The organism is Curtobacterium sp. VKM Ac-1395 (assembly GCF_015350975.1).
Taxonomy (GTDB): Bacteria; Actinomycetota; Actinomycetes; order Actinomycetales; family Microbacteriaceae; genus Curtobacterium.
This window is the reverse complement of sequence record NZ_JADKRX010000001.1, coordinates 719,242-732,605: the sequence shown is the minus strand read 5'-3', so window position 1 is coordinate 732,605 and position 13,364 is coordinate 719,242. Positions and strand designations below refer to the sequence as shown.

Sequence of the window (13,364 nt, the reverse complement as noted above, 5' to 3'; positions counted from 1 at the left end):
TCGGAGCGAACACCCAGGCCCGAACACCCACCGCCACTCGGGTTCCGTGGTTTGCTGAGGCGCAACCCCGATCAATGACGAACCGGAGTGCAGGCAATGACGCCATCATCACGACCACCAATCACGAGACGCCAGCTCTTCGGGCTCGGCATCGGAGCGGCTGCGACGGGTCTCCTCGCCGGTTGCGCGGTGCCCGGCTCGACGAACGTCAACCGGGCGGCCCTCGTCCCCGCGGCGGCGAGCGGCGAGACCATCCAGCTCACCTACTGGGCCTGGCTCAAGGACCTGCAGAAGGTCTGCGACGTCTGGAACGCGAAGCACCCCGACGTGCAGGTCACGGCGAACTGGATCCCCGGCGGCAACAGCGGCGGGTACCAGAAGATGTACTCCGCGCTCGCGGCCGGTGGCGGGCCCGACATCGGCCAGGTCGAGCTCCGGCAGATCCCCGAGTTCATGCTCGCGAACGGCCTGGTCGACCTGGCCCGCTACGGCGCGAAGGACGTGCAGGACAAGTACGACGAAGCCGCCTGGGCCCAGGTCTCCTTCGTCGACGGCGTCTACGGCATCCCGCAGGACACCGGCCCGATGGGCTTCTACTACCAGACCGCGATCCTCGAGCAGGCCGGCGGTGAGCCCCCGACGACGTGGGACGAGTGGAAGGTCCTGGCCGACAAGGTCCGGGGCACCGGCAAGCAGAACTACCTCGAGGTCTTCCCGGTCGCCGACGCCTCACCGTTCGCGGCGTACGCGCAGCAGGCCGGGGCGCGCTGGTTCAAGGTCGACGGCGACGAGTGGGTCGTCGACATGACGGACGACGCCACGCTGGAGGTCGCCGACTTCTTCGACGGGTGCATCGACGAGAAGCTGGTCGACACCAGCGCCGGCGCCTACTCCCCCGGCTGGTACGCCGCGTGCGCCAGCGGTCGGATCGCCGCCGTGACCAGCGCGAGCTGGGGCGACGCCCTCATCGAGTCGATCCAGGGCGGCAAGGGCAAGTGGAAGGTCGCCCCGATGCAGAAGTGGAGCGCCGACGGCTTCGGGTCGAGCGCGATCGGCGGCTCGACGGCCGCGGTCCTCGCCAACGCGAAGCACCCCAAGGAAGCGCTCGACTTCATCACGTGGATGACCACCTCGAAGGAAGGGGTCGACGCCATGATCAAGCACTGCGGCATCGGCTGGTCCCCCGCGAAGGACTACATCGGCGCCCAGCGCGAGCAGCCGAGTGCCTGGTTCTCGGGGCAGAACTACAACGAGGACGTCTTCGCCCCGGCTGCCAAGGAGCAGAACATCGACTGGTCCTGGTCCCCCGTCACGCAGTCGGCGTTCACGTCGCTGCAGAACCAGTTCCGCCGCAAGATCACCGGCGGACTCAAGCTCAGCGACGCCGTCGAACTCGCCCAGCGCGAGATCGTCCAGTCGTTCAAGGACAAGGGCCTCAGCGTCAGGACGGCATCGTGAGCACCCAGACCCCCACCCAGGCGCGCACCACCGAGCGCGCGCAGCCCACCTTCCGCACGAGCACCAAGGCCACCCGGGCACAGAAGCGTGCCCCGTGGATGCTGCTCGCACCGTTCCTGGCGCTCTTCGTCCTGACGTTCATCATCCCGATCATCAGCGCCCTGTTCCAGAGCTTCACCACCGTCGACCGGAAGGGCCTGTTCGGCGAGGACGGCGTCACCGGCCGGTTCGCCGGCTTCGACAACTACGTCACCGCGCTGAACGACAACGGCTTCGTCGCCTCGATCGGCCGCATGCTCCTGTTCGGCATCGTGCAGGTGCCGGTCATGATCATCGCCTGCACGGTCCTGGCGCTGCTGCTCGAGTCGGCGAGCGCCCGCTGGCCGGGCTTCTTCCGGGCGATCTACTTCATGCCGTACGGCGTCCCCGGCGTCATCGCGACGATCCTCTGGTCGTTCCTCTACGTGCCCGGCCTGTCGCCGATCGTGTCGCTGCTGCAGTCGATGGGGCTGCAGCCGGACTTCCTCGGCGCCAACAGCGTGCTGTGGTCGATCGCGAACATCGTGACGTGGACCTACACCGGCTACAACATGCTCATCATCGTGGCGCAGCTGAAGTCGATCCCCGGCGAGGTGTACGAGGCCGCCAAGATGGACGGCGCCGGTCCCTTCCAGGTCGCGTGGCGCATCCAGATCCCGCTCATCGCGCCGGCCCTGGTGCTGACGACGGTGTTCTCGATCATCGGCACGCTGCAGCTCTTCGCGGAGCCGCAGATCCTGTCGACGGTCGCCCCCGCCATCGACACCGAGTACACGCCGAACTACGCCGCGTACACGAACGCGTTCGCGTTCAACGAGTACGGCGTCGCGAGTGCACAGGCGGTCATCATCGCGTTGGCCGCCTTCATCCTGTCCTTCACGTTCCTGGCGCTGACCAACCGTCCGCCCAAGGACGAGCGCGACCAGCGCAAGCGGGCCAGGAAGGACGGCCTGGAGGCCCGGCGCGCGCTCCAGACGCGCGGCACCTCCGCCACCGGGTCGCGTCCGGCGACCGGTGCCGTCACCCGCAGCACGACCACCGGGGCCGGGACGAGCCTCCAGTCCGGACCGAAGGGGACGAGCGCATGAGCGGCGAGACGATCCAGGCACCCATCACGCGGCAGGCGGCCGAGCCCGTCGACACGACGTCCATCTCGGCGCACCAGCGCCGCAAGCTCGACCGCTCGCCGCGGTCGCAGATCGTGGTGACGGGCATCCTCGTCGTCGTCGCGCTGTACTTCCTGGTGCCGCTGTACTGGGTCGTGATCGCCGCCACGAAGACGACGGGGGCGCTGTTCTCGACGAACGGGTTCTGGTTCGGCGGCGACTTCGCGCTGTTCAGCAACCTGCAGCAGGTGTTCACGTACGACGGCGGGATCTTCGTCCGGTGGATCGCGAACAGCATCCTGTACTCCGGCGTCGGCGCGGTCCTGGCGACCTACTTCGCGGCGGCCGGCGGCTACGCGCTCGCGAAGTACGAGTTCCGCGGTCGGCAGCTGGTGTTCGGGACGATCCTCGGCGGCGTGCTCGTGCCGGGGACCGCGACGGCCCTGCCGCTGTTCCTGCTGTTCTCGACGATGGGCCTGACCGACACGTACTGGAGCGTGCTCATCCCGAGCCTGGTCTCGCCGTTCGGCCTGTTCCTGTGCCGGGTCTACGCCTCGGCGTCGATCGACACGGCGCTGATGGAGTCCGCACGGCTCGACGGCGCCAGTGAACTGCGGATCTTCCACACCATCGCGCTCCGGCAGATGACGCCGGCGCTCGTCACGGTGTTCCTGTTCCAGGTCGTCGGCATCTGGAACAACTTCTTCCTGCCGCTCATCATGCTGGCAGACCAGAAGCTGTACCCGATCACACTGGGACTGAACAACTGGCGGTCCCAGGTGGACCGTCTGCCAGAGTTCTACCAGCTCACCACCGGCGGAGTGCTCGTCTCGGTCATCCCGCTCGTCATCGCCATCATCGTCCTGCAGCGCTTCTGGCGCGGGGGCCTCACGGAAGGATCGGTCAAGGGTTGACCTCCACCGCCACCGACGACCTGCACGCCACGACGCCCGGATCGGCGTCCCGACTGGCACCGAGGGCGTGGTTGCACACCGATGCACCCGCCCTGACGCTGAACGGGGAGTGGGACTTCCGCTGGTCGCCGGTGGCGGACGCCCCCGGCTTCGACGACCCGGACGGCTGGGGCACGCTGCCGGTCCCCGCGCACTGGGTCCTGCACGGGCACGGGGCTCCGAGCTACACGAACCTGCAGTACCCGTTCCCGATCGACCCGCCGCACCCGCCCGAGGAGAACCCGACCGGCGACCACCGGCGCACCTTCTCGCTGCCGACGTCGTTCGACGCGGCCGCCCGGGTGCTGCTCCGGTTCGACGGCGTGGAGTCGCACTTCCGCGTCTGGCTGAACGACGCCCTGGTCGGCTGGTCGACGGGCTCCCGGCTCGCGACCGAGTTCGACGTCACGTCGCTGCTGCGGCCCGGGGCGAACGAGGTCCGCGTGCGGGTGCACCAGTGGTCAGCGGCGTCGTACCTGGAGGACCAGGACCAGTGGTGGCTGCCGGGCATCTTCCGTGACGTCACCCTGCTCGCGCGTCCCGCGGCCCCGATCGACGACGTGTTCGTGCGCGCGGGCTGGACAGCCACCACGGGGAACGCGGCCTCGGCCGGGACCGCCGCGTCCGGCCGTCCCGCGACGGGCACCGGCACGATCTCCGTCCCCACGCTCGACGCCGTCTTCCCCGTGCGGTTCGCCGTCCCCGAACTCGACGTCTCCGTCGTCTGGGACTCCGCGGAGGACGTCGCCCCGATCACGGTCGAGGGCGTCGAACCGTGGAGCGCCGAACTCCCCCGGCTGTACGACGCCACGCTGTCCTCGGACGGCGAGACGGTCTCGCTCCGCCTGGGCTTCCGCACGGTGTCCATCGAGGGCGACCGGTTCCTGGTCAACGGCGAGCGCGTCGTGTTCCACGGCGTGAACCGTCACGAGACCCACCCCGAGCGCGGCCGCGTGTTCGACGAGGCCCACGCACGAGCCGACATGGCGCTCATGAAGCGCCACAACGTCAACGCCATCCGCACCTCGCACTACCCGCCGCACCCGCGCGTGCTGGACCTGGCCGACGAGCTCGGATTCTGGGTGGTGCTGGAGTGCGACCTCGAGACGCACGGGTTCCTCTTCGTCGACTGGGTCGGCAACCCCTCCGACGACCCGGCGTGGGAGGAGGCCTACCTCGACCGCATCGCGCGGACCGTCGAGCGTGACAAGAACCACGCGTCGATCGTGATGTGGTCGCTCGGCAACGAGTCCGGCACCGGGCGGAACCTCGCGGCGATGTCGTCGTGGGTCCGCGCTCGCGACGCCGAACGTCCCGTGCACTACGAGGGCGACTACACGGGCGAGTACACCGACGTGTACTCGCGGATGTACCCGACGCTGCAGGAGACCGAGTCGATCGGCGGCGGTCCGGCGACGCCGCTGCTCGAGTGCGGCCCGGCCGAGGCGGCGCGGCAGCGGTCCAAGCCCTTCATCCACTGCGAGTACGTGCACGCGATGGGCAACGGCCCCGGGCAGATCCAGGAGTACGAGGACCTGGTCGACCGCTACCCGCGGCTGCACGGCGGCTTCGTGTGGGAGTGGCGCGACCACGGGCTGCTCGCGCACACCCCCGACGGCACCCCCTACTACGCCTACGGCGGCGACTTCCACGAGGTCGTCCACGACGGCAACTTCGTGATGGACGGCCTGGTGCTGCCGGACGACACCCCGACCCCGGGTCTGGCGGAGTTCGCGGCCGTCGTCGCGCCGGTCCGCCTGTCGGTGTCCCCGCTGCACGGCACGACCACCGCGGGCGGCGGCACCGTCCTGGTCGAGAACCGGTTCCACTCGGCGTCCACCTCCGGGCTCCGCTTCACGTGGACCCTGGCGCGGAACGGCGTCGTCGAGGCCACCGGACGCCTGGCGCCCGGTGTCGTGCCGCCGCGGGAGTCGGCCACCGTGCCCGTGCCGAGCGAGGTGCTCGCGGCCGCGGCCGGGCCCCTCGCCCCCGGCGAGGAAATCTGGTTCGACGTCGTCGCGGAGCTCGCAGGACCGACGGCGTGGGCGGACACCGGCCACGTCGTGGCACGCACCCAGACGCTCGTCGCGAGCCGACCGGCGGAGGCCCCACGAGCCTCCGGTGCGGGCTGGGACGGCGACCGGCTCGGGGAGGCGACCTTCACGGCCCGCGGTGACCTGTCGAGCTGGAAGGAGCTGCCCGTCGCCGGGCCGCGCCTGGAGCTCTGGCGGGCACCGACCGACAACGACCGGCTGGCCTCGCAGGGTGGCTACGAGACCGCCGACCCGGTGCTGACGCACGGTGTCGGCGACCCGGACGCGCCGTCGTCGGCGTCGAAGTGGGAGGCGCACGGGCTGGACCGGCTGACGCACCGGCTCGTCTCGGTGTCGCGGACGGAGCACGGCCTCGTGCAGCGCGTCCGCGTCTCGGCGGCGAACAGCGGCGCCGGCGTCGAGGTGACGCACCGCTGGACCCTGACCGAGGCCGGGCTGCAGCTCGACACGACCGCGGTCCCGTTCGGCGCCTGGGGCATCACGTGGCCGCGCATCGGCGTCCGCATCGACCTGCCGGCGTCGCTCGTCGACGAGTCGGCGGAGTGGTTCGGCACCGGGCCGCTGGAGTCGTACGCGGACTCCTCGCACGCGGCGCACGTCGGCCGGTTCGCTGCGCCGGTGTCGCTGCTGACCGTGAACTACTCGATGCCGCAGGAGACCGGGCACCGTCCGGACCTGCGCTCGCTCACCGTGGGGCCGTTCACGGTCTCGTCGGTCGGTGCACGGCGGACCGGCTTCACGCTGACGCCGTGGACCGCGCAGCAGGTCGGCCGTGCGGGGCACCCGTACGAGCTGCCGGCGTCGGATGCGCTGTACCTGTACCTCGACGCGGCGCAGCACGGGCTGGGGTCCCGCGCGTGCGGGCTCGACGTGCTGCCGGAGCACCAGCTGTGGCCGGCGACGACGGCGTGGAGCGTGCTGCTGGGGTAGGGCGCGGGGGTCTGCGGGCCCGCCGGGCTTGTAAGACACCGGTGTTCGTCGGTCGCGCCGCGTTCTTCCGCGGCGCGGAGCACGAACACCGGTGTTTTGCGGAGGGCTGACCGGCTACGCCCCGAGCGCGGGGAGCGCCGCGGGGTCGGCACCGTTCAGGAAGTCGGTCAGGCGCTCGGGCTCGCCGGGCTCGTCGATGGCGATCGCCGCACGGCGCAGGGCGAACAGGGAACGCAGCACGCCGCGGTTCGGCTCGTGCGACCACGGCACCGGCCCGGCACCGCGCCAGCCGGCCCCGCGCAGCGAGTCGAGCCCGCGGTGGTACCCGACGCGGGCGTACGCGTAGGACTCCAGCGTCGCGCCACGGCCCCAGGCCTCGTCCGCCAGGAGTGCCCACGCCAGGCTCGACGAGGGGTGCGCGACGACCACGGACGCCACGGGGGCGTTCGCGGCGAGCGCGGCGTCCACCGCAGGGTCGGCGGGCAGCAGGGTCTCGGGGTTGGCCGACGGGGTCGGCAGCAGGTTCTCGGGCATGCCTCCACCCTGTCATCCCTTGCGCCCGTGTGGGGACCGGGCCTACCGTGGTGCCACCTCGTCGTCATCACGAGGCCCCGGGGCGGGAGACCGACCGGCGGCTCGGATGGCGGACACGGGGGTCCCCGACGGAAGACGACGGATTGCTCTCGATCACCGGTCCTGCTCAGCCCACGCGCTGACACCGTGATCGCGCGCCCCGTCGGGCGCTCCACCGCACCGCGGTGGGTCGGTGTCGTGCGCCCAGCACCGACACTGGGAGACACCTCCATGCCCACCAATCCATCCGTCGTCCTGCACGACCTCAGCTTCACCTGGCCCGACGGCACCGTCGCGCTCGACCACCTCACCGCCGCCTTCGGGTCGGGCCGGACCGGTCTGGTCGGGAGGAACGGGGCCGGCAAGTCCACGCTCGTCCGGCTGGTCACCGGTCGGCTCCAGCCCACGTCCGGTTCCGTCCAGACGACGGGTTCGGTCGACGTCCTGCCCCAGCGGCTGCTCGCGGCAGCCGACGGGGCGCGGGCGACCGACACCGTCGCGGACCTGCTCGGTGTCGCACCGTCGCTCGCGGCACTCCGCGCGATCCTCGGCGGGGATCCCGACCCCGCGCACTTCGACGCCCTCGGTGACGACTGGGACGTCGAGGAGCGGGCCACGGCAGCCATCGATCCCCTCGGCCTGGACCTCGACCGCCCGGTGTCGACCTTGTCGGGCGGGCAGGCCGTGCTCGTCGCGATCGCGGGGATCCGCCTGCGGGGTCGGCCGATCGCGTTCCTCGACGAACCGACGAACAACCTCGACCGCCGGGCGCGCGCGATGCTCCTGGACGTCGTGGACTCCTGGCGCGGGACCCTGGTGCTCGTCAGCCACGACCGGGAGCTCCTGGAGCACGTCGACGAGACGTGCGAGCTCCGCACGGGGTCGGTCACGGTCTTCGGCGGGACCTTCTCGGCGTACGAGGAGCACCTCGCCGTGCAGCAGGCCGCCGTCGAGCGCGAGGTCCGCGTCGCCGACCAGCGGCACCGCACCGAGAAACGGCAGCGCATCGCGGCCGAGACGACGATCGCCCGTCGCGCCAAGGCGGGCGAGAAGGCCGGCCGGTCGATGCCGAAGTCGTACGCGAACGAGATGCGGAAGCACGCGCAGGAGACCGCGGGCCGGCTGCGCGTCGGGTTCGCCGACGACGAGGCCGCGGCACTGGCGACGAAACGCGACGCCCAACTCCGGCTCCGCGACGACGAGTCCGTGCACGTCGAGCTGCCCGACCCGCACGTGCCCGCGTCGCGCCGCATCGCCACGATCACGCTGCGCGGCCGGGACACCGTCGTGCAGGGGCCGGAACGGGTCGCGCTCGGCGGGGACAACGGCGTCGGCAAGACCACGCTGCTCGAGCAGCTGGTCGGCGTGCCCACCGCGCGGGACCATCCGCTCCCCGGCACCGGAGCCGTCGCGCACGTCGAGCAGATCGCGTACCTGCCGCAGCGGAAGGACTCGCTCGACGACGCCGCCACCGTGCTCGAGAACGTCCGCCGGAGCGCCCCGCATGTACCGCCCGCCGAGCTCCGCAACCGTCTGGCGCGGTTCCTGGTGCGCGGGGACACGGTCGACCGCCCGGCCGGGGCGCTGTCCGGCGGCGAGCGCTTCCGGGTCGCGCTGGCCGGGCTGGTGCTCGCGGACCCGCCGCCGCAGCTCCTGGTGCTCGACGAACCGACGAACGACCTCGACCTGGCGAGCGTCGACCAGCTCGTCGACGCGCTGCGGGCCTACCGCGGTGCTGTCGTCGTCGTGAGCCACGACGACTCGTTCCTGGCGCGGCTGGAGCCCGACGTCCGCCTGGAACTCGCGTGACGGCGGGAGCTCGCGTGACGACGGCGCTCGCGTGACGGGGTCGGGCTAGCGCTTCCGGGTCGGGCGGATCGAGAGCGACTCGACGGTGCCGCGCTCGGGCAGGTCCACGACCGTGCGCACGGCATCGGCGACGTCCGACGGCGCGAGGTAGTACTCGGTGTCGTAGTCCTCGCCGAGCTTCTCCACGAGCTGCCGCTGCATGTCCGAGTCCGTCCGGCCCGGGTGCACGCTCGACACCCGCACGCCGGCGTCCCGTTCCTCTTCCCGCAGGGCGTCGGTGAACGCACGGAGCGCGAACTTCGACGCCCCGTACACGCCACCGCCCGGGCCGGAGACGAAGCCCGAGCCGGAGTTGATCGTGACGACGATCCCCCGGGAGGCCCGGAGCGCCGGCAGCGCCAGCCGGGTCAGCTCGGCGACCGCGAAGACGTTGGTCGCGAAGACGGCCTCCCACGTGGCGCGCGGGGTGTCCGCGACCCGGGTGCCCTGCTCGACCCCGGCGGAGTGCACGAGGACGTCGAGCCGCTCCGGCAGGTCGGGCACGTCGCCGGCACCGAGGTCACCCACGAAGGGCTCCGCGCTCGGCAGGTCCGCCACGACGGCGGCGACCGCGTCGGCACTGCGGCCACCGACCAGCACGTGGTGGGTGCGGCCGAGGTCGGCCGCGATCGCGCGGCCGATGCCGCGGGTGGCTCCGGTCACCAGGGCGACCGGACGGACTGGAGGCTGTGTCTGCGTCACGCAGGCCAGCCTACGGATGCCGGGGCGAGCCTCCAGTCCGGGTGTCCGTCAACCGGACCGCCGCTGGTCAGTCGTTGTCGACGCCCTGGCGGATCCGGATGCCCTCGAGGACGTCCTGGGCGCGCTTCTCGTCCTGCTTCTCGATCTGACGGGTGTCGCGCTCGGGGAGCTGGATGTCCTCCTCGGCGCGGATGCCGGCCTGGAGTTCACGGCCGCGCTCGATCTCGGCGTCGAACTCGGCGCCGAAGAGCAGCGCGTTGTTCGTGATCCAGATCCACAGCAGGAACACGATGACGCCACCGAGGGAGCCGTACGTGGCGTTGTAGTTCGAGAAGTTGCCGACGTAGAACCCGAAGCCGACGCTCGCGATGACCCAGATGAGCAGCGCGAGGATGGACCCGCCGCTCACCCACGTGAACTTCGGCTGCTTGACGTTCGGGGACCAGTAGTAGAGCACGGCGATCACGACGATGGCGATCACCAGCAGGATCGGCCACTGCACGATCGACAGCACCAGGGCGGCTGCGTCGCCGAGGCCGATGAGGTCGCCGAAGCTCCGCGCGAGCGGGCCGGAGACGAGTGCCAGCAGGCCGATCACCAGCAGGACGACCGTGGTCACGGTGACGCCGAGCATGGTCGGGCGGAGCTTCCAGATCGGACGGCCCTCGCGGACGTTGTAGATCCGGTTCATCGCACGGCCGAACGCGCCGACGTACCCGGAGGCCGACCAGAGCGCGCCGAGGAGACCGACGATGAAGGTGACCGGTGCGGCGGGCGACCGGACGAGGTTCTCCACCGGGTTCCTGATGAGCTCGACGACCTGCTGCGAGCCGACGTTGCCGATGATCTCGAGGAGCGTGTCGATCGTGGTCTTCGGGTTGGAGACGAGACCGAGGATCGACACCACGGCCAGCAGCCCGGGGAACAGCGCGAGGACGGTGTAGTACGTCAGGCTCGCCGCGAGGTCGGTGCACTGGTCGCTGCTGAACTCGCGCAGCGTCTTCTTCAGGGTGTAGACGACCGTCGGCTTCTTCAGGTCGGTGGGGCTGTCGGCCTTCCGGGAGTCGTCCGGTGCCGGCTTCGTGTCTTCGCGCGCCATGGGTCAGCCCTTCTTCGCTCGCTTGGCGGCCTGCTTGCGGTACCTGGCGGCCTGCGCCTGCACGGGGGCGAGGCGACGGCGCTGCTTCGTCCGCAGCTGGTAGCCCGGGTCCTGCTCGAGCTGCGCCTGCCGTGCCTTCCGCCCGGCCCGGCGGGCCTTGCGCCCCTTGCGGCCGGGCGCGGACTCGTCGCCGCGCGCGCCGAACGGCAGGAGCGCGGTGAACGCCGTCGACGCAGGTGGTGCCGCGAGGTGCCCGGCGGGGGTCCGGCCGATGCGCGTGCCCACCACGATGGCCACGACGCCGGTGGCCGCGATCGTCGCGAGGGCGACGAGCGGGGTCGGGTCGCGGTGCCAGCGCTGCCGGGTCTTCGCCACGGCCAGTCGGGTGCGCGCGGGCACGTCGACCTTCTGCTTGATGCGCTCGACCGTGTCGGTGATCCGCTCGCGCGTGCGGACGTTCGCGAGCTCGAGCTCGGGGAGACTGTCGTTCGCCATACGTCGTTCGTACACGGTTCCGGGCCTCGGCACCCCAGGACCGCGTTGTGCGACCAGCCCGGCAGTGCGTCCAGCGAGTCGCGTCTACCGTCCCGCGCATGCTGTACCGAGACGTCGCCGAGGGCATCCACCGGCTCGAGATCGCCCACACGAACCAGTACCTGGTCGAGACCGGCGACCAGCTGATCGTCATCGACGCGGGACTCCCCGCGTCATGGCCGCACCTGTTGCTCGCCGTGCACGAGCTCGGGTACACGCCCGACCGTGTCGAGGGCATCCTGCTCACCCACGGGCACTTCGACCACGTCGGCACCGCTGCCCGGGCGCACCGCGAGTGGGGCACGCCCGTGTTCGTGCACCCCGGCGACCGGGACCTGGCGGCGCACCCGTACTCGTACCAGCCGCAGACGAACCGGTTCGGGTTCGTGCTCGCGCATCCGGGCGGGCTGGCTCCGCTCGGCCGGATGCTGCTCGCCGGCGCCGCGACGGTCGACGGCATCGAGGACACCGTGCCGCTCGAGTCCCGCGCCGAGGTCCCCGGGTCTCCGTGGATCATCGAGACGCCCGGGCACACCGACGGGCACGTGGCGCTGCACTTCGCCGACCGGGACGCCGTGGTCGTCGGGGACGCGCTCGTCACCTTCGACCCCTACACGGGCGGGATCGGCCCGCGGGTCGTGGCACCGGCGGCGACGTCCGACATGGACACCGCGGTCGCGTCGCTCGGGCGGCTCGAGGACACCGAGGCGAAGCACGTGCTGCCGGGGCACGGGCCGGCGTGGCCGTGGGGCGTCCGGGGCGCGGTGGCGCAGGCGCGGCGGGCGGCCGGCGCGGCCTGACGTTGCGGCGCTGCGGCACTGCGGCGCTGCGGCGCTCGGGGCGGGCGCTGGCGCGGCCGATCGACACGCCGAGCGACAGGATCGACGTCGTACGACAGCGATGGTGTCGTACCGAGTCGAGCTGCACGGCGTCGGGCCCGTCAGTCGGGGACGACCACGTCCTCGGGCATGCCGGACGCGGCGGACCGCGTCGCCGCCTCCATCAGCGCGAGGCTCCGGAGGTTGTCCCGCCCGCTCGTCTCCGGCGCCGGACCACCGTCGACCGCCCGGGCGAAGGCCTGCAGCCCACCCTGGCGGTCGTGGTGCTCGGCCGTCGGGAGCTCGACCGACGTCTCCGTCGGGCCCTCGGCACCGCTGGCGCCCGCGTTGCTGCCGCCCGCGTTGCTGCCGCCGGCCTTCCGCACCGTGACGAGGTCACCGCTGACGTCCCCGGGCTCGCCGGCACGGCTGGTGAACCGGATCTCGCCGTCCTCGCCCTGGATGCTCCACTCCCCCGCCCACGGCGTGTGCTCAGCCCGGCTCAACCAGCTGCCGCGGTAGCTGACCACCAGGCCGTCCTCCATCTCGATGAGCATCGACGCGACGGCTTCGTCCTGGTACTTGCTGAACGACGGCCACGTCGCCTTCGCGAACACCCGGACGGCCTCCTGCCCCGTGATCATCCGGAGCAGGTCCAGGTGGTGGATCGCCATGTCGTTGATCATCGCGTGCGGGAACCGGTAGTGCGGGTTGTCCTCGAACGCCGCGTCGTTGTCCCACTGGCGGAAGTCGATGCTGATGGCGGAGAGCTCCCCGAGGGTGCCCGCGGCGAGCAGGTCCTTCGTCACGCGGGGTGCCGGGTAGAACCGGTAGTTCTGGCTGACCTGCAGCACGAGGCCGCGTTCCTCGGCGCGGTGCACGGCCTCGGCTGCCTCGGCCGCCGAGTTCGCGAAGGGCTTCTCCACCAGGACGTGCTTGCCGGCGTCCAGGGCCTCGAGCGCGAGTGGCACGTGCGTGACGGCGGGCGCCGTGATCACGACGGCATCGGCATCGACCCCGGCGAGCGCCGCGGTCAGGGACGGGAACGCCGCGGTCTCCGGCAGGCCGAGGTCCTTCCGCACGGCCTCGAGCGTCGGGGCGCTCGGGTCGGCGATCCCCACGACCTCGACCTCCGACACCGCGGGGAGCGCGACGCGGGCCCAGCTGCCGCCCCACCCTCCGAGACCGACGTGGATGATGCGGACCGTCATGTGTGCACTCCCTCGTGTTCACGTCGACGCCGACCTCGA

10 protein-coding genes and 1 pseudogene are annotated in these 13,364 nt (G+C 71.7%); 6 read left to right on the top strand and 5 right to left on the bottom strand.

What is annotated here, in order from left to right; genetic code table 11:
• Window positions 1-96 precede the first annotated feature (96 nt).
• The 4 genes and pseudogenes from ITJ68_RS03735 to ITJ68_RS03720 all read left to right on the top strand — a co-directional run bounded on the left by ITJ68_RS03735 (window position 97) and on the right by ITJ68_RS03720 (window position 6,540).
• A complete protein-coding gene (locus ITJ68_RS03735) occupies window positions 97-1,458 on the top strand; it encodes an ABC transporter substrate-binding protein (protein ID WP_194659961.1) in 1,362 nt (453 codons plus the stop codon).
• A 98-nt stretch (window positions 1,459-1,556) separates the two neighbouring features.
• Window positions 1,557-2,399, top strand: a pseudogene (locus ITJ68_RS03730) (carbohydrate ABC transporter permease); the annotation flags it as partial.
• Window positions 2,400-2,581: 182 nt separating this feature from the next.
• Window positions 2,582-3,517, top strand: coding sequence for a carbohydrate ABC transporter permease (locus tag ITJ68_RS03725; protein ID WP_228504453.1), 936 nt, complete (start codon window positions 2,582-2,584; stop codon window positions 3,515-3,517).
• Window positions 3,514-6,540: a glycoside hydrolase family 2 TIM barrel-domain containing protein gene (locus ITJ68_RS03720; protein ID WP_194659960.1), complete on the top strand. Its 3,027-nt coding sequence runs from the start codon at window positions 3,514-3,516 to the stop codon at window positions 6,538-6,540. Before ITJ68_RS03725 ends, ITJ68_RS03720 begins: the two co-directional genes overlap by 4 nt.
• Window positions 6,541-6,654: 114 nt before the next feature.
• Here the strand turns inward: ITJ68_RS03720 and ITJ68_RS03715 are convergent, their stop codons facing one another.
• A complete protein-coding gene (locus ITJ68_RS03715; protein ID WP_194659959.1) occupies window positions 6,655-7,074 on the bottom strand; it encodes a DUF3151 domain-containing protein in 420 nt (139 codons plus the stop codon).
• 270 nt (window positions 7,075-7,344) lie between these two features.
• Between ITJ68_RS03715 and ITJ68_RS03710 the strand changes: the two genes are divergently transcribed.
• A complete protein-coding gene (locus ITJ68_RS03710; protein ID WP_194659958.1) occupies window positions 7,345-8,922 on the top strand; it encodes an ABC-F family ATP-binding cassette domain-containing protein in 1,578 nt (525 codons plus the stop codon).
• Window positions 8,923-8,967: 45 nt separating this feature from the next.
• Here the strand turns inward: ITJ68_RS03710 and ITJ68_RS03705 are convergent, their stop codons facing one another.
• The 3 genes from ITJ68_RS03705 to ITJ68_RS03695 form a co-directional block, all read right to left on the bottom strand.
• Window positions 8,968-9,663, bottom strand: a complete 696-nt coding sequence (locus ITJ68_RS03705) for an SDR family oxidoreductase (protein WP_194659957.1) — start codon at window positions 9,661-9,663, stop codon at window positions 8,968-8,970.
• Between the two features lie 67 nt (window positions 9,664-9,730).
• Window positions 9,731-10,762 (bottom strand): YihY/virulence factor BrkB family protein, encoded by a 1,032-nt coding sequence (locus tag ITJ68_RS03700; protein ID WP_194659956.1) that lies wholly within the window; start codon window positions 10,760-10,762, stop codon window positions 9,731-9,733.
• 3 nt (window positions 10,763-10,765) lie between these two features.
• Complete coding sequence (locus ITJ68_RS03695) at window positions 10,766-11,257, bottom strand: hypothetical protein (protein WP_194659955.1); 492 nt, start codon at window positions 11,255-11,257, stop codon at window positions 10,766-10,768.
• Window positions 11,258-11,355: 98 nt separating this feature from the next.
• Here ITJ68_RS03695 and ITJ68_RS03690 point away from each other — a divergent pair, with 98 nt between their 5' ends.
• Window positions 11,356-12,096: an MBL fold metallo-hydrolase gene (locus ITJ68_RS03690; protein ID WP_194659954.1), complete on the top strand. Its 741-nt coding sequence runs from the start codon at window positions 11,356-11,358 to the stop codon at window positions 12,094-12,096.
• Between the two features lie 140 nt (window positions 12,097-12,236).
• Here ITJ68_RS03690 and ITJ68_RS03685 read toward each other — a convergent pair whose 3' ends face one another.
• Window positions 12,237-13,325, bottom strand: coding sequence for a Gfo/Idh/MocA family protein (locus ITJ68_RS03685; protein WP_194659953.1), 1,089 nt, complete (start codon window positions 13,323-13,325; stop codon window positions 12,237-12,239).
• Window positions 13,326-13,364 lie beyond the last annotated feature (39 nt).

Excerpts from the sequence above, each read along its gene's own strand:
- ITJ68_RS03725 (WP_228504453.1), top strand. The coding sequence starts at position 2,582 with ATGAGCGGCGAGACGATCCAGGCACCCATCACGCGGCAGGCGGCCGAG.
- ITJ68_RS03685 (WP_194659953.1), bottom strand. The coding sequence starts at position 13,325 with ATGACGGTCCGCATCATCCACGTCGGTCTCGGAGGGTGGGGCGGCAGC.
- ITJ68_RS03695 (WP_194659955.1), bottom strand. The coding sequence starts at position 11,257 with ATGGCGAACGACAGTCTCCCCGAGCTCGAGCTCGCGAACGTCCGCACG.
- ITJ68_RS03710 (WP_194659958.1), top strand. The coding sequence starts at position 7,345 with ATGCCCACCAATCCATCCGTCGTCCTGCACGACCTCAGCTTCACCTGG.
- ITJ68_RS03715 (WP_194659959.1), bottom strand. The coding sequence starts at position 7,074 with ATGCCCGAGAACCTGCTGCCGACCCCGTCGGCCAACCCCGAGACCCTG.
- ITJ68_RS03690 (WP_194659954.1), top strand. The coding sequence starts at position 11,356 with ATGCTGTACCGAGACGTCGCCGAGGGCATCCACCGGCTCGAGATCGCC.
- ITJ68_RS03735 (WP_194659961.1), top strand. The coding sequence starts at position 97 with ATGACGCCATCATCACGACCACCAATCACGAGACGCCAGCTCTTCGGG.
- ITJ68_RS03700 (WP_194659956.1), bottom strand. The coding sequence starts at position 10,762 with ATGGCGCGCGAAGACACGAAGCCGGCACCGGACGACTCCCGGAAGGCC.